General features: G+C 45.0%; 13 protein-coding genes and 1 pseudogene. All 14 read left to right on the top strand.

Annotated features, from left to right (window positions below; genetic code table 11):
• Window positions 1–35 precede the first annotated feature (35 nt).
• Window positions 36–1202, top strand: coding sequence for a DNA-processing protein DprA (gene dprA, locus BS617_RS15550; RefSeq protein WP_212667471.1), 1167 nt, complete (start codon window positions 36–38; stop codon window positions 1200–1202).
• Window positions 1203–1354: 152 nt separating this feature from the next.
• Complete coding sequence (tsaC, locus tag BS617_RS15545) at window positions 1355–1912, top strand: L-threonylcarbamoyladenylate synthase type 1 TsaC (protein ID WP_075173917.1); 558 nt, start codon at window positions 1355–1357, stop codon at window positions 1910–1912.
• 58 nt (window positions 1913–1970) lie between these two features.
• Window positions 1971–2885: an oxygen-dependent coproporphyrinogen oxidase gene (gene hemF / locus BS617_RS15540; protein ID WP_075174106.1), complete on the top strand. Its 915-nt coding sequence runs from the start codon at window positions 1971–1973 to the stop codon at window positions 2883–2885.
• Between the two features lie 2 nt (window positions 2886–2887).
• Window positions 2888–3712, top strand: coding sequence for a shikimate dehydrogenase (gene aroE / locus BS617_RS15535; protein ID WP_075173916.1), 825 nt, complete (start codon window positions 2888–2890; stop codon window positions 3710–3712).
• A 101-nt stretch (window positions 3713–3813) separates the two neighbouring features.
• Window positions 3814–6192 (top strand): Lon protease family protein, encoded by a 2379-nt coding sequence (locus BS617_RS15530; RefSeq protein ID WP_075173915.1) that lies wholly within the window; start codon window positions 3814–3816, stop codon window positions 6190–6192.
• A gap of 226 nt (window positions 6193–6418) precedes the next feature.
• Window positions 6419–6895, top strand: coding sequence for an Hcp family type VI secretion system effector (locus BS617_RS15525; RefSeq protein WP_075173914.1), 477 nt, complete (start codon window positions 6419–6421; stop codon window positions 6893–6895).
• A 152-nt stretch (window positions 6896–7047) separates the two neighbouring features.
• A complete protein-coding gene (locus BS617_RS15520) occupies window positions 7048–9030 on the top strand; it encodes a type VI secretion system Vgr family protein (protein ID WP_075173913.1) in 1983 nt (660 codons plus the stop codon).
• Window positions 9027–10559 carry a DUF4123 domain-containing protein gene (locus tag BS617_RS15515; RefSeq protein ID WP_075173912.1) on the top strand — a complete coding sequence of 511 codons (1533 nt, stop codon included), beginning with the start codon at window positions 9027–9029 and terminating at the stop codon, window positions 10557–10559. Before BS617_RS15520 ends, BS617_RS15515 begins: the two co-directional genes overlap by 4 nt.
• Window positions 10560–10570: 11 nt before the next feature.
• Complete coding sequence (locus BS617_RS15510) at window positions 10571–12406, top strand: hypothetical protein (RefSeq protein WP_075173911.1); 1836 nt, start codon at window positions 10571–10573, stop codon at window positions 12404–12406.
• Entirely contained in the window at window positions 12387–13382 is a 996-nt protein-coding gene (locus BS617_RS15505; protein ID WP_075173910.1) for a hypothetical protein, read from the top strand. Before BS617_RS15510 ends, BS617_RS15505 begins: the two co-directional genes overlap by 20 nt.
• A complete protein-coding gene (locus BS617_RS15500) occupies window positions 13382–13648 on the top strand; it encodes a PAAR domain-containing protein (protein WP_075173909.1) in 267 nt (88 codons plus the stop codon). Before BS617_RS15505 ends, BS617_RS15500 begins: the two co-directional genes overlap by 1 nt.
• Before the next feature lie 231 nt (window positions 13649–13879).
• Window positions 13880–15004 (top strand): type VI secretion system Vgr family protein, encoded by a 1125-nt coding sequence (locus BS617_RS15495; protein WP_083610155.1) that lies wholly within the window; start codon window positions 13880–13882, stop codon window positions 15002–15004.
• A 10-nt stretch (window positions 15005–15014) separates the two neighbouring features.
• Window positions 15015–15914: a hypothetical protein gene (locus BS617_RS15490; protein WP_075173907.1), complete on the top strand. Its 900-nt coding sequence runs from the start codon at window positions 15015–15017 to the stop codon at window positions 15912–15914.
• Window positions 15915–16030: 116 nt separating this feature from the next.
• Window positions 16031–16180, top strand: a pseudogene (locus BS617_RS18430) (PAAR domain-containing protein); the annotation flags it as partial.
• Window positions 16181–16335: the final 155 nt, after the last annotated feature.

The following is a 16335-nucleotide window of genomic DNA, read 5'->3' as shown; positions in this document are numbered from 1 at the left end:
GTTAAGCAAAGCGCCATTGATTAAGGATAATGCATGTGGCTGATCCAAAGGATTGGATAGGGCTCAGTTTGCTGTCGGGTATTGGTCCGGCAAAGCTCTCGCGGCTGTTTTATAACGATTGGACGCCGCAACGATTACTGGCGCAAACGGACCACTCTCCTTTTGCTATTTCTAGTGAAAACCGTACGCAACTCATAGATTTTGTTGATCAACGCGGCACGTTATGGGAGCAGTGTTGCGAGGTGGAAGCCTCGTTAACCTCGCTTAACGCAAGGCTGCTCATGCCGGATAGCGATGATTACCCACCATTACTGCGAGCCGCACCTGACCACCCTATTCTGTTATTTGTTAAAGGCAATGTTGAGGCCTTGCATCTACCCATGATTGCATTGGTTGGGAGTCGCCATGCCAGCGCTGGCGGGTTGCGCCATGCTTACCAGTTTTCTAAAGCGCTAACAGAGGCAGGCTTTGTCGTTAGTAGTGGTTTAGCGCTAGGCATTGATGGCGAGGCTCATAAAGCCGCGGTTGAGCTACAAAAGCCAACTATCGCGGTTATGGGGACAGGTATCGATAAAGTTTACCCAGCTCGACATAAAGGCTTGGCCGAGGCTATTTTGGCATCAGGTGGTGCGCTTGTGTCTGAGTTGTTACCCGGTGCGCCTCCGCTTGCTCCTCACTTTCCTCGTCGTAATCGTATTATCAGTGGGTTGTCGACGGGCGTTTTGGTGGTCGAGGCGGCGGTAAAAAGCGGCTCTCTCATTACAGCTCGTCAAGCTTTGCAGCAAGGGCGAGAGGTTTTTGCGCTGCCGGGTTCTATTGATCATCCTGGAAGCCGAGGGTGTCATGCTTTAATCCGCCAAGGGGCCACGCTCGTGGAATCTATGGATCACATGGTGGACGAGCTACGCGGCTTTTTAGGTGGATACCGTGCGTTTGTCGATACTGCTCAGCAAAAAACAACACAAAAAAGGGTTTCGGCTATCCCTACGATGGAACAGGCTCCTTTGTTAGAGGCTGATTTATCGGAACTCGACGCTAGCCAGCAAAGAGTGCTTCAAGGTATCGACTACTCCCACACGTTTGTTGAAGATATATGCCTTAATCTAAGCCTCGCGCATGACCAATTGAGTACAGTACTTGTCGAGCTAGAGCTCTTTGGGTGGATTGAATCTGTAGCGGGAGGCTATCGGCGTATTCGTTAAATACGCTGTTCAGTAGTTGCTTGTCATCCTTTATAACCTGTTCGTTTCTCGGCTAGTCGAGTTGCATCTGCCCCGCTAAAGAGGTAGTTTTCCGCTTCTTTGTTTCTCGTTTTTTTACGTATTTTGTACATCTTGTTGAGAGCTTTTATGTAATGAATACATGGCATATATCTCAGGCAGCGCGTGTTGTTCGCCAAGGAGGCGTTATCGCATACCCGACAGAAGCTGTTTGGGGTTTGGGATGTGATCCCTTTAATGCGTCGGCAGTGGAGCGTCTTTTGTTACTGAAACGTCGCCCAGTAGAAAAGGGTGTTATCTTGATAGCGGCGTCGTTATCTCAGGTAGCGCCTTTGATTGATCCTTTAACAGAGGAAGAAAAAGAGCGTCTCAGTGCAACCTGGCCAGGGCCATATACGTGGTTGCTGCCGGACCCTCATGAATGGGTACCTAACTGGATAAAAGGCAAGCATTCAGAGGTTGCTGTACGCATTAGTGACCACCCTTTAGTACGTGCGTTGTGTACTGCAGTGGACGGGCCATTGGTGTCGACTTCGGCTAACCCTGGAGGGGCTGCGCCTGCTAAAAGCCTATGGGAAGTAAATGCTTACTTCGGTTCTAGGCTAGATTACAAAGTGGATGGAAAGTTAGGTGGCTTGGATAGGCCTACACGTATCCAGTCATTGCAAGGCAGTAAAATCATACGAAATTAATCTCAAAAGGAGTTGGAAGTATGCCTTTCTGCTCCTTTTGACAGTAGCTGAGAACACTATGTCCGTACCGAACATTGATGCCGTAAAAGCTTATCTTTTAAGCCTTCAAGACTCCATTTGCGATGCACTTGCTGAAGCCGATGCTAAACAAGTGTTTGTCGAAGACGCATGGGAAAGGCCAAGCGGAGGTGGTGGACGAACGCGTGTAATTTCAGAGGGCGGTATCTTTGAGAAAGGCGGTGTGAACTTCTCTCATGTGTTTGGTGAATCCATGCCTGCGTCGGCAACCGCACATCGGCCAGAGTTAGCTGGGCGCAGTTTTCAGGCCATGGGCGTGTCATTGGTGATGCATCCGCGCAACCCTTACATACCCACCTCGCATGCTAATGTGCGTTTTTTTATTGCTGAAAAAGAAGGTGAAGATCCGGTTTGGTGGTTTGGGGGCGGGTTCGATTTAACCCCTTATTACGGCAATGACGAAGACTGCCGTCATTGGCACCAAACGGCCAAAAATGCGTGCGAGCCATTTGGCGAAGATATTTTCCCGCGCTATAAACAATGGTGTGATGATTATTTTCATATTAAACACCGTGACGAGCCGCGAGGCGTTGGCGGCTTGTTTTTTGACGACTTAAATGAGCTAGGCTTTGAGAAAAGTTTTGCGCTTATGCAGTCAATTGGCAACGCCTATTTAGACGCTTACCTGCCCATCGTTGAGCGCCGCAAGGCTGCACCGTTTGGAGAACGTGAGCGAGAGTTTCAGGCGTACCGTCGTGGTCGATACGTGGAGTTCAATTTGGTGTATGACCGCGGCACTTTGTTTGGGCTTCAGTCCGGTGGTCGCACCGAATCTATCCTTATGTCATTACCACCTGACGTGAAGTGGGGATACGATTGGCACCCCGAGCCTGGCACACCAGAAGCTGAACTGTATACGCGTTACTTAACACCACGTAATTGGTTGGAGGTGTAAAAATGGACCAGTATGTTCTTGCCGGAAATCCGGTAGCACACTCTAAATCTCCTCAAATTCATGCTGCCTTTGCAAAAGCGACAGGCCAAGACATGGATTATGGGAAGTTATTAATTCCAGTTGATGACTTTAAAGAAGGGGTCGCGGCATTTTTGGCTCAAGGCGGTAAAGGGTTAAACGTTACAGTACCGTTTAAAGAAGATGCCTGGAAAATTGCTGATATTAGGTCCGAGCGCGCCACGCTAGCCGGCGCTGTTAATACGCTGTACGTCAATGAACAAGGGCAATTATGCGCTGATAATACTGACGGCTTTGGCATTGTCACAGATATTACGAAAAATTACGGTGTGGATTTAACCGGTAAGCGTATTTTAATGATGGGAGCTGGTGGGGCTGTTCGCGGGGCTATTCTGCCCTTTTTAGATGAAAAACCTGCGGAGATAGTGATTGCCAACCGCACGGTATCAAAGGCTCAAGACTTAGCCGACACATTCGCCGAATACGGCCTGGTTAGTGCAAGCGCATATGATGACCTAAACGGCTACTTTGATGTCATTGTGAACGGGACCTCGGCAAGCTTAAATGGCACCGTTCCGGTTATGCCTGACGGGCTAGTCGATGCTAACTCGCTGTGTTACGACATGATGTATGGTGCAGAGCCAACGGCGTTCTTACGCTGGGCGCAAGCGCAAGGCGTTAATAAATGCGTCGATGGTTTGGGCATGCTGGTCGAGCAAGCGGCCGAATCTTTCTATATTTGGCGAGGCGTGCGTCCGGAGACAGCCGAGGTAACACGTTCAATTCGTGAACAGTTGTTATCTGCTTGATTTTTAAGGGAGATGCAAAGGCTTAACTTTCAATGCTGCCTTGCATCACTGCAGCGCAGGGGTTATAACAAATATAAACCCTGCTGCTGTGGAATCGCTACATGGAAAAGCACCTACCCCTGACACCTAAAGCGCTTTATCAAGTCTGTGACACAGACCTACTTCCTTTTCGAACCACTGAAACGTTAGAAAGCTTCTCCGGATTTTTTGGACAAGAGCGAGCGCTAGAAGCCATGGGCTTTGGTGTTGGTATGCGCCGCCCTGGATATAATTTGTTTGTGATGGGGAATCCGCATACGGGGCGTTTTTCATTTGCCTTAGAAAACCTGAAAGGCATCGCAAAAAAAGAAAAAAAACCGTCCGACTGGTGCTACCTCAATAATCTGCAAGACGGCCGCTATCCCATCAGTGTGGAGCTACCGGCCGGTAAAGCAACGCAGCTTCGTCGGGATAACCGCCGACTCATTGAAACCCTGATGACGGAACTGCCGGTCGCCTTCGAGAACCCGGCATACCTACGCCGTAAAAGTAAAGTAGAGCGTGACTTTAACCGCCATTACGATCAAGCCATCGAGCAGGTAGAACGTGCCGCACGCGAGCATAGTATAGCGTTATACCGTGATGCCGGTTCCGTTGGCTTTACGCCGGTTGCCGAAGGACAGGCCATGGACGAGGCAATGTTCTCACAGTTACCGGAAGAAATACGGGATGCCTTTAACCGTAACATTTCGGACCTTGAAGATTATCTCAATGAAAGTCTTACCGAAATGCCTCAGTGGCGACGTGAAGCGGCTGAAAAAATGAAAGTGCTGGATCGCGATACGGCGCGCCAAACTATTTCGCCTCTCATACAAGCCGTTAAAGAAAAATACAGCCACATAGCCGGTCTAAGTGATTATTTTAATCAACTAGAAAGCTACATTGTTAAAAATAGCGCCGATTTGCTGGGCGATGAAAAGTTGTTAGAGGCGCGTTCGGAGGTCGGTAAACGTAACCTCTTAGACGAGATGTTTGGGGTCAACCTATTAGTTGATAACAACAAAACCAAAGGCCAGCCCGTCGTCTTTGAAGCGCACCCTAGTTACGAGAATATGTTTGGCCGCGTCGAGTACAACAGCGATATGGGCGCGATGGTGACTAACTTTCAAATGATTCGCCCCGGCGCCTTACATAAAGCCAATGGCGGCTATTTAGTCTTGGAAGCAGAAAAGTTGCTGGAGCAACCTTATGTTTACAGCGCGCTTAAACGCGCATTGAAAGCGCACGAAATCGGTATCGAAAGCCCCATTAGCGATTACACAGGCATTAGCACTATCTCGCTAAGCCCAGCTCCTATTCCGCTGCATGTAAAAATTGTATTAATCGGTGGTCGGGATACTTACTATCTGTTGCAAGATCTGGATCAAGATTTCGAAAAGATGTTCCGTGTGGTGGTCGACTTTGAAGAAGAAGTCGCACGTGACCCCTCTTCGATACGCAACTATGCCCGTTTAATGAAAACCATTGCTGCTGAAGAAGGCCTAGCACCTCTGACACGAGAAGCGGTTGCGCGTTTAGTCGAGCAAAGCTCGCGCTTATCAGGTGATCAAGAAAAAATATCCACGCACATTGGCGATTTAGTGGATTTACTGTGCGAAGCTGATTACAAACGGATTGCCAATCAAGATGATCTGATTACCGCTCATCACGTGGAGATGGCCCTAGAAGCACAATCTCGGCGTACCGGCCGCTTATCAGAAAAGATTCTAGAAAGTATCTTAAACGAGACTGTCCTCATTGATACCGATGGTGAGGCGGTAGGTAAATGTAATGGCCTTACTGTACTGGAAGTAGGCGATGTGGCTTTTGGTTCTCCGGCGCGCATCACGGCAACCGTTCACCCAGGCACGCGCGGTATTGTGGATATTGAGCGTGAAGTGCAGCTAGGCCAGTCTATCCATTCAAAAGGCGTTTTGATTTTATCAGGCTTCTTAGGCCATCAATACGCGCAAGACTTCCCTCTAACGCTCTCCGCGAGCATTGCCATGGAGCAATCGTATGGTTATGTCGATGGTGACAGTGCGTCGTTAGCCGAAACCTGTATTTTAATTTCGGCACTCACGCATATTCCTATCCAGCAATGTTTTGCGGTGACTGGGTCAATTAACCAATACGGAGAAGTACAAGCGATAGGCGGTGTAAACGAGAAGATAGAAGGTTTCTTTAAGCTTTGCCAAACTCGCGGTTTAACGGGCAAGCAAGGGGTGGTCATCCCTAAAGCTAACGTGCGTAACTTGATGCTTAAAAAAGAAGTCGTCGAAGCCGCTGAGCAAGGCTTGTTTCATGTTTATGCGGTATCTACGGTGGATGAGTGCTTAGGTATCTTAATGGACAAGACACCCGGCAAGCGCAAAGACGATGGCAGCTTCCCACAGCGCAGTATCAACCATCAGGTTGTAAAGCGCCTAAAAGAGTTGCACAAAGCGTTGGCAGACAAGTAAAAAAGCTAATCCCAGACCTGTACGAATTTGGTGCCATTTTCGCCTTTGAAACTGTCGCTAGATTCGTTACAATCGCTCAGCTTTAGTTTTAAAGAATGGTAAGAAAAGGACATCTTCCATTTGTATCTCCGCGCTAGCTGTGTGCATTTGCAGACTTCCTTTCTAATACCGGCCTTTGGGCTGGAGCACTTTCTTAAATGTTGTCAAAAAAAGGACCTTTAAACAGATGGCAATTTATCTAAAAATCGACGGACTCGATGGTGACGTAACAGCAGCTGGCCACGAAAACTGGGTTGAATGTGACTCAATGGAGTGGAGCGTAAACCGTAGCCTTACAACTAAGCCTGGTCAAGGTAAAGATCGTGAGTCTACAACACCGGTTGTTGGTGAAATCACGTTAACAACTAAAATGGACAAAACGTCTCCATTGTTCTTCGCTGAATCCTGCGTAGGTCAAGGTAAAACAGCTAAAATCCATATGGTTCAAACTACTCCAGGTGGTATTGAAACATACATGGAATACACGCTGACTAATACGTTGATCAGTGGCTACAGCGTAATGAGCAACGGCGACCGTCCTGTTGAAGCAGTATCGCTAAACTTCACTAAAGTAGAGATGAAGTACACCAACTGGAATGAGCAACATCAGCCAGAAGGTAGCGTCCCTGCAGGCTACGACATCGCCACTGGCGTTCGTCTGTAATCCTGCATTTGTAGGGGTACCTGAAACAACAGCTACGGCTGTTGTTTTGGGTTTTAGGCTATGTGTTTTTAAACATCCGTTTGAAACGGCTTATAAAACAAGTACTTAATTTATTTTTGTTACAAATCTGAGAATTTCATACAAGGAAGTGTATGGCTGTGTTTACCCAGCAAGGCCGCCTATTGGCAATGGATAGCCCGCTAGGCGATGACGTATTACTGCTAACTCGTCTTGAAGGTGAAGAGTCTGTATCGTCATTGTTCGAAATTAACATCGAAGCCTATTCATCACGTAACAATATTAAACCTGTTGATATTGTCGGCCAAAACGTTACCTTAAAAATTGCTGCCACTGATGAAAACGCGCTGCTGGTAACCAATGAATATCGCTACATTAATGGTTACATCAAAAGCTTTAAGCAAGAAGGCCAACACCTACATGATTTGCGTGGTTACTCCGCCGTTGTGGTGCCTTGGTTGTGGTTTTTAACCCAAACCAGTGACTGTAAGATTTTTCAGTTTAAAACCGTACAAGATATCGTCTCTTCCATCTTTAAAGAGAACGGTTTTAGCGACTTCCAGTTCCGTGTGGTAGGCCAGCATCCTGCACGCGAATATTGCGTACAGTATCAAGAGAGCGATTTTGATTTTGTATCACGCTTGCTCGAAGAAGAAGGTATTTATTATTACTTTGAGCACAGTGCTGATTCCCATACGCTGGTTCTTAGTGATCATATCGGAGGCTACGGTGCCTGCGAAGAAGAGTCGGTAAGCTACAATGCGGGCTCTCAGTCGGAGCATACCATTCATAATTGGTATCACTCGTTCGAGTTTATGGCAGGTCGCCATACGCATCGTGACTTTGATTTTAAAAAGCCTAGTAATCGCTTACAAACCTCGGCCGCCGCTAATATGGAGGTGTCGGGCGTTGCTAAGTATGAACACTACCGTTATCCCGGGCGTTATCACGATAAGTCCCTAGGCGATCAGTTCTCACGTATTCGCGTCGAAGCCGATGAGGCGGCTTACAATGCCGTCAATGGTGAAAGTGGCTGTCGAAGCTTTACGGCGGGCCATAGTTTTACCCTTAATCGGCATGAAGATTCGCCCGAAGAACAAGGCGAATATGTATTGCTGAGTGTGGCGCATACCGCACAAGATTATTCATTTACCAGCAACGACGAGCAAGAGAAAAGCTACAGCAATGCATTTCGCTGTATCAGTTCTGACACCATCTTCCGTCCCGAACAAAAAACGCCTTGGCCTAGCATGCAAGGCCCGCAAAGCGCAGTGGTGGTAGGTCCCGCGGGTGAAGAAATCTACACCGATGAATACGGTCGCGTTAAGATCCAGTTTCCTTGGGACCGTTACGGCCAACACAACGAGAACAGCTCGTGCTGGGTTCGCATTAGCCAAAACTGGGCTGGCCGCAACTACGGTAGTTTAGTTATCCCGCGTATCGGCCAAGAAGTGATCGTCGATTTTTACGATGGCAACCCCGACCGCCCTATTATCACCGGGCGAGTCTACAACGCCGAACAAATGCCGCCTAACCAATTACCGAGCGGCAAAACCCGGATGACCATCAAAACTCAAACCCATAAAGGGACTGGGTTTAACGAGCTCACATTTGAAGATGAAGCCGATGAAGAGTTCATCTACATGCATGCCCAAAAGAACATGGAAACGCATGTCGAAAACTCGCGCCAGTCACGTATCGAGTTTGATGACACCACCTCTGTGGGGAATGACTCTAACCTTGTGGTCGCCAAAAACCGTTTAGAAACCATCGAAGGCAATCACGATGCGACGGTAAAAGGCAAACAGCTCGAAAAAATCGATGGCGATAAAGGCCTAACCGTTGGTGGAGACTGGAAAAATAAAGTAGGTGGCGACCTCACGTTTAAAGCCTCCGGCAATATTATTCTAGATGCCTCAAAAATTACCTTGGTAGCCGGTAGTGCCGCCGTGGTTGTTTCTGGCGGTAGCGTTAAAGCTATCCCTAAAATGAGTGTCGGTCCCGGTGGTGCGGGTGGCGCGGCGGTTCCCACGACCCCTTCTGTTATGAAAGCAGCGGCGGGTACGGGATCCCCGTTTGTATCCCACTGCCCGAACGCCGATAAAGAAGCTTCATGAACCAGAAGGCTACATCGATGACCAACAGCGCTAGTCAAAGTCCGCAAGCTTGGATTGGGGCATGTCAGGTCATGGCGCAACCGGGCAAACTTCGCTTTTGGGAAGGCCAAGCGCTGCAAGCAATTGCCTATGCCATCGTACTGGCTCGCTCACCGGAAGACTACAAAGCACAGCTCTATCAATCACTGCAGCATAACGGGCTCGATCTAATTCGTTTAGGCGACGTAGAGCCTCTACTGCAACGCTTTAAAACGCGCGGCATGGCACAAGACTTAGTGCAGCTAGCACGACAAGCCACCCCTGCCTCGCCGGTCATCTTTGGTCGTTTTCAAGCATTAGAAGAAACCGAGGCCAAACCCAGCGTCCCGAGTGTAGAAGAGGTGTCTGAAAATCCTGAAATAGCTCATGAGTATGGATCAACAGACAATAGCGCAGCGGATCTACGCAGCGACATGGACGTAGAAGGCCCGCACAACACGCCGCCAGCATCAGCAACCCCAGAGCCACCCCAACCGCAATGGCCGCTGCCGACGTTAACCGAGTTAGATTGGGAAGCCATCCAACAGCAAACCACCCTACTCCAGCAAGCTGCGCAACTTCACCACAGCGCCCCATTCGCGCTATGGGCCATCATCGATGGCGCTAACTGGCCAGAGATCCAGCACGAGCTAGAAGCGCACGACCCACCGCACGCTTGCCTGTACAGCACACTGGATGAAGAAAACCGAGCCATGGCCCCGTGGTTAGTCAAGCTTGACCCCGACAACCCAGTTACTGAACGGTTTAAAGAACAAGACCAAATCAACCACAGCGGTATCGTCTTTAGCAGCAATCAACCCATCAAAGCGCTGCGCGAGCACTTTCGACTATTCACCATGCTCTGGACACCGGCGGACGACAAATCGCCCATCTACTACCGTTTCTACGACCCGCGCGTATTGCTCGACTCGCTACACATCTTAGATGATTGGAAAATCGGCCGACTCCTGCAACCCATCGAACAGCTATACATCCCCCTATCGCCTCTGCTTGGCTTAGCCGAACACGAAGACATCGACAACAGCGTCGACCTCTTTGGTGAGGAATACACCTACCAAGGCCGAATCCTCGCCGTGGCACCACAAGCCGAACTCCCGGACGGAACGGTGAACAGCCGAAAAGCGTTTAAAGTCACTGAGCGCGAATTCGAACGGTTTGGGGAACTGCATGGGGTTCGGGCGGAGAGGCAGTTGGCGAGAAGCTTAAGTGAGCTTTATAAAAATGAGTTTTTACCAGACTCATATTGTAAGGCGGCCATCTTAGGGAATCAAAAAGGTAAAGAGGTGGGCATGACATCGCAGCGTCAGGTGACCACGCTTGCACAGTGCATGCTCCAATTCGGAGAAGAGTTTCCTAAGGGGTATGACGATGCGCAGTCTATTATCGAAAACCAAGCACTGTATGCCTGGCAACGAAGAAATGAATTATTTGATTGGATCCCGAGAGGCAAAGTCCGAAGGGACTTGCTGAAACGATCCAAGATGAAGTAAAAGGAATTACGATGACAGGCATTTATAAACCGACGCTAGAAGATATCGCTTATTTGGCTAATGAGCACCCCGAAAAATTTAAGAACGCAAATGAAACACTGCGATCGATAGAAAACGTAATGAATCATGACCCTGTTGTAAGGGCCAGTACGGAAGATGCAACGATCATTAATCAGTATGAAGATTATCTAAAACGTGGTGGCGAGCACTTGTCGGATAGCCCTATACCTAAGGAGGTAGAGGCAGATTCTGATATTATACAAGATAAAGAACTATCTTCCCCAAACTGTGATTGCAAGCCTTTGTCATCATGTTGTATTGAAAGTGTAATGGTGAAAGATTCAAAAGACGCAACTAGGTGTATAAAGTGGCCATTAGAGGAAAGTGGAAAAAAAGATAATAAGCTTCATCTAGTACTAAAAGAAATAGTATCGGCAGGGGTTGAAGAAAATGTCCAAGTAGAAATTACAGGGAACCCTTGTAAACAAGGCTTAAGTGAGAAACCATGTGTTAAAGCTTCTGCAAATTACTTTAAAGATAGAAATATAGTTAAAAAAGAAAAGGTCCCAATCAGGAAAGAGTTTGCTCTCTTTGGATTGGCCAGTGCCTATTTTCCTGATGAGCTTTCATATTTAATATATTTCATGATGTATTACAGTATGTATGAGTCATCTTCAGATTCCGACCAATATCGCTTTAAAGTAGATCAATGTTGCTCTCCTGAAGGTACTACAGAGATTATAGTTAATCCTGTTCCTTATATGGAATTGTCATGTGAAAAATTCTTAGCTAAGGTATTTGTGAAAATACCTTATGCAGGGAAAACCCAAATTGGGTGGTCGTTAGAAACCGGAAATTTTGAACTTACTTATGGTAGTCAAAAAGTTAGTATAAAAGCTGCTGAGGAGGGTCTTATAAATAGTAATCAGCCCGATAAAAGTAAAGTTTTAAAACCCAGTGGTACTAATAGACCTTTCTTCGAAAAAGCTATTGATAATATGATTGATCTTCTCAAGATCTTTGATAAAGAGAGTAAAAAAACAGACAAATATAGAATTAAAGAAAATGTCGGTGCAGATAAAGTACAATCTAAAACGTCAAGTGTTGAAATTGGCTTTGGAGTAGGAGTTAGTGTTGGGAAAATTTACAACGAAAATGTTACAAAGAACACAGGATATAGACTGGTATATGATAGTCCGTCAATTTCGCTAATACCAACTATTTCGGTAAAGTTTGATCTCTTAGAACTCTTTATTGCACGTGTACCTAAGCTTGCGGATGCATTTAGAGATGCTAGAAAAAAAGCATCAAATAAAAACAATCCAGCATATATTGATATTGGATGTGATTTAACTTTTAGTGTTGAAGGTAAATTATCTGGTGGGTTTGATGGGAAAAAAGAAATTTGGGTAAATAACTCTGGTAACAAAGCTGGCAATGAAGATTTTGACTTCAATTTTAGCGGGGTGGTTACTTTTAAAATTACACTAGAGATGAAAGCTGAAGTCGGTATTAATAAATGGTACTTTACTGGAGGAGCAGAAGCGAAACTTTCTGCAGAAACAGCTTCTCATTTTGGCGTTAGAGAGTGTCTGACTAAAGATGGCTTAGTTAAAGAAAAATATTATTATTTTGAAGGCTTGTATGCGAAAGGTAGTTTTAGGGTTTTTTCAGGTAGCGCATCTAAATCTGAAGATGTTAACCCATTTGAAACTGAAGACGAGAATGTAACATTATCAAGAAAAAGTACTTCGGAGATTAGTAATAAAAGCGATCTCATTAATAGTAAGTTTGAGGTGCCTTTGCTACCAAAAATAGGAGAAAAAGATGTTTGGGAAACGGTCTGATTTTTTTAACTCTTTATTAGTTGTTTTTTGTGTTTTTTGGAGTGATTTTGTTGTGAGTGAACAGAAGTATTATTACGTGAAGTTGGATGGTGACTCAGCTGTATTAAAAATGTATATAAATGATGCTGAGGTAGTTAGTAAGCTTGGTAGAGGAGAAATGAATTATAATATAAATGCTAATCAGTATTTGATGAGTGGTGATAATCGGATTGTTATAGATTTTGAACCGTATAATCTTTCTAGAAAAAATTATACGTTTGATAGCGAATTATTTTATTTGGATGTTGGGTTAACTATGAACTCTTCAAATAGTGAGGAGTTGGTTGATTTAATGAATCTAAGGTTTAACGGTAAAAGTGATTCGATCTATCAAGTTGATGGGCCAAAAAAAAGTCAAAGAAGTAAAATTAATAATAGTAAAACTATGGCGTTGCTCTCTGATGTGAGGATAAAAGAGCATACCATTCAATATGCTAATAGAATTTCTGAAGAGAACTCTAAAAGAGTTGTTATCGAATTTTCTATAAATGATGAAGGTCTTGTAAAACCAAGTTGGATTGATGCTGAGAAAATTGACGAGGTTGATTCGAGTGTTGAAAAAAAATTGTGGGAATCTTATGAAAAAATTTATAAAATTATAAAAAATAATGATGAGCTTTCTTACAAGAAAAAATTGTTAAGAGTTAATAAGCATCTATCAAATGTAATCAACTACGATATTGATGAGTTCGCGAATGAGGTTTTAGACAAGGATCCATTAAATGTAGATGGTCTTATTTTTGGAGATGACTTTTATCGAATAAAAGAGGGATCGCATTTTGTAAGAATATCACCGGATAAAAAAATGCTTTCGATCGTTCCCAATCCTCTAACTTACAAAAACAATAATGATGAATATGTATCAGAAAGGGCAATGTATTTTTGTGATTTTGGTGATGAGCTTGAAGTATGTTACATATATGATACAGGTTACTAATGAAACCAATAGCCCGCCTAGGAGACCTCCACTCCTGCCCTAAAAAAGGCTGTGGAACCACCCCTATCGTTTCCGTTGCTTCTGATTCAGAAGTCGACGGTCAGCGTGTTGCTACGGTCGGTGATAAAACCGGCTGTGGCGCGGTTATCGTTCAAGGCTCATCAACCATGGATATGAACGGTAAACCCATTGCGTACGTCGGCTGCAAAACCAGCCACGGTGGAACCATTATGACAGGCTCGGCAACGTGCTTAGTTGAGCCGTAGCTTTAAAACAACATAATCCAAAATGACAGAAAAGGAACTTCACATGGCTGATCAAGTGGTTAACACCTCATCAGCTAATAAGTATGAAAGCACTGGATCAGCAGCAAGCACACCCGAACCCTACCAGCTGGTTCTTTATCGGTTCTAGCCCTTATTTGTAATCGTCTACACACCTCGATTTCATCTCTATTTAAACTAAAGCTAGAATAGAACAGCTCGTGCTAGGTTCGCATTAGCCAAAACTGGGCTGGCCGCAACTACGGTAGTTTAGTTATCCCGCGTATCGGCCAAGAAGTCATCGTCGATTTTTACGATGGCAACCCCGACCGCCCTATTATCACCGGGCGAGTCTACAACGCCGAACAAATGCCGCCTAACCAATTACCGAGCGGCAAAACCCGGATGACCATCAAAACTCAAACCCATAAAGGGACTGGGTTTAACGAGCTCACATTTGAAGATGAAGCCGATGAAGAGTTCATCTACATGCATGCCCAAAAGAACATGGAAACGCATGTCGAAAACTCGCGCCAGTCACGTATCGAGTTTGATGACACCACCTCTGTGGGGAATGACTCTAACCTTGTGGTCGCCAAAAACCGTTTAGAAACCATCGAAGGCAATCACGATGCGACGGTAAAAGGCAAACAGCTCGAAAAAATCGATGGCGATAAAGGCCTAACCGTTGGTGGAGACTGGAAAAATAAAGTAGGTGGCGACCTCACGTTTAAAGCCTCCGGCAATATTATTCTAGATGCCTCAAAAATTACCTTGGTAGCCGGTAGTGCCGCCGTGGTTGTTTCTGGCGGTAGCGTTAAAGCTATCCCTAAAATGAGTGTCGGTCCCGGTGGTGCGGGTGGCGCGGCGGTTCCCACGACCCCTTCTGTTATGAAAATTGAAGAGGCGCGAGAACGTGCTGCTAAAGGTTGGGGCAATGAGAATAGTAAGGCTAAAGGTAAGATTTATGCGGGTATAAACTTAATACTAAAGTCTGGTATAAAAGGCGAGTTCTCGGCAAGTGTAGAACTGCGTGATGAGTTGGCTTGGACAAATAAAGCAAGTGGTGGGGGGTATGTATCGGTCACTCTTGAAGTAGTTGTTAAGGGAGAGGCAGAGGTTTATTTCATAAAAGGGAGTTTTGAAGCAAGTGGAAATGCACAAACAAGTATTGAGTTAAATCTTTCCAGAGAGACTGGTGTCGATTACTTGGCTAAGTGTGAACTTGAATGGGGAGGTTTGAAACTGGAGTATACTGGTAAAGCTGCCGGCGGTTTTAGCAAGACAACAATAGAAAAAACAACAAAAGGTGAGATCCCGATTTTTCAAAAAGAAACTTTAGGATCCTTTACTATATAGAAGGTGGTATATGCTTAAAAGATTTTTTGTAAGCGGTATTTTGTATTTATTTTTTTATGCTGAGGGAGTAAAAGCTATGGACCTAGATTTTGGATTTGACTATAAGGTTGATAATGTTTTTTTGGACTTGTATGTGAATAATGTGCCCTTTATTGATCCTGGGTATGATCTAGGTACGTCAGGTTCGATGCAGTCTAATTTGGATTTTAAATATATGCTATATAATGGAAGAAATAATTTGACCTTTATAACGCATAAAGTTGATAAGAAAAGCAGTGCAGAATTAAAAGTATTATTTAAGTCTTGGGAAGTAAATAACTTTACAATGCCTTTTGAAAGCGTTAATGACGGTTATATTTTAACTTTTGATTTTGAAAAGGCTGATCGCTGCGAACTTGAAGGCTTAGGCGGCAATATCACTATTGTCGAAAACGGCTGTGATATCAAAGAAAAGCCTGAAGGTTATGTAATAAGTGTGGGTTTTGATATAAATTATCCTGAATTGTATCGATCGAAGTACCTTGATGAAGCAGTACTGGTAAAAAATACTGATAATTTAAAGGATAAGTTAGCAATAGAGTATAAGAAGGTATATCAAATGTTTAAGGAGAGAAATGTATCTGATTTTAAAAAATATTATTCACCAAGCTTTGTGAAGTATAATAAAGATACAGGGGAGGCTATTGACGATATCTTTAATTCGGTGTTTGGCAAGGTTATGACTAATGCTGATTTTAAGTTATCTGATTTTGAATTGGATGATTCAAGAGTTTATGTGACTGAGGATAGAAAGTTGTTTACTTTGGCTCCATCTCCGTTCAGCATGAAAAACTCTGAAACCTCGGAATCTTTCGAACCTATTATGCACTTTTGGTTTGATAAAAACGGTCAGGTTAAAATAAAACAATAATGAAGCCCATAGCCCGCCTAGGAGACCTCCACTCCTGCCCTAAAAAAGGCTGTGGAACCACCCCTATCGTTTCCGTCGCTTCTGATTCAGAAGTCGACGGTTAACGCGTTGCTACGGTCGGTGATAAAATCGGCTGTGGCGCGGTTATCGTTCAAGGTTCATCAACCATGGATATGAACGGTAAACCCATCGCGTACGTCGGCTGCAAAACCAGCCACGGTGGAACCATTATGACAGGCTCGGCAACGTGCTTAGTTGAGCCGTAGCTTTAAAACAACATAATCCAAAATGACAGAAAAGGAACTTCACATGACTGATCAAGTGATCAACACCTCATCAACCAATAGCGGCTCTGCAAAGCTGGTCTACATTCTGTACCTAGCAGGTATCGTATTCGGTATTACAGGCTTGATAGGTGTCA

The sequence above is a fragment of the Neptunomonas phycophila genome (assembly GCF_001922575.1).
In the GTDB taxonomy this organism is placed as follows: Bacteria; Pseudomonadota; Gammaproteobacteria; order Pseudomonadales; family Balneatricaceae; genus Neptunomonas; species Neptunomonas phycophila.
This window is presented reverse-complemented; position numbering and strand designations above follow the sequence as displayed.

What these genes read in the sequence shown, in the direction of transcription:
- tsaC (WP_075173917.1), top strand. Translation starts at nt 1,355, where the DNA reads ATGAATACATGGCATATATCTCAGGCAGCGCGTGTTGTTCGCCAAGGA.
- hemF (WP_075174106.1), top strand. Translation starts at nt 1,971, where the DNA reads ATGTCCGTACCGAACATTGATGCCGTAAAAGCTTATCTTTTAAGCCTT.
- aroE (WP_075173916.1), top strand. Translation starts at nt 2,888, where the DNA reads ATGGACCAGTATGTTCTTGCCGGAAATCCGGTAGCACACTCTAAATCT.
- BS617_RS15530 (WP_075173915.1), top strand. Translation starts at nt 3,814, where the DNA reads ATGGAAAAGCACCTACCCCTGACACCTAAAGCGCTTTATCAAGTCTGT.
- BS617_RS15525 (WP_075173914.1), top strand. Translation starts at nt 6,419, where the DNA reads ATGGCAATTTATCTAAAAATCGACGGACTCGATGGTGACGTAACAGCA.
- BS617_RS15520 (WP_075173913.1), top strand. Translation starts at nt 7,048, where the DNA reads ATGGCTGTGTTTACCCAGCAAGGCCGCCTATTGGCAATGGATAGCCCG.
- BS617_RS15515 (WP_075173912.1), top strand. Translation starts at nt 9,027, where the DNA reads ATGAACCAGAAGGCTACATCGATGACCAACAGCGCTAGTCAAAGTCCG.
- BS617_RS15510 (WP_075173911.1), top strand. Translation starts at nt 10,571, where the DNA reads ATGACAGGCATTTATAAACCGACGCTAGAAGATATCGCTTATTTGGCT.
- BS617_RS15505 (WP_075173910.1), top strand. Translation starts at nt 12,387, where the DNA reads ATGTTTGGGAAACGGTCTGATTTTTTTAACTCTTTATTAGTTGTTTTT.
- BS617_RS15500 (WP_075173909.1), top strand. Translation starts at nt 13,382, where the DNA reads ATGAAACCAATAGCCCGCCTAGGAGACCTCCACTCCTGCCCTAAAAAA.
- BS617_RS15490 (WP_075173907.1), top strand. Translation starts at nt 15,015, where the DNA reads ATGCTTAAAAGATTTTTTGTAAGCGGTATTTTGTATTTATTTTTTTAT.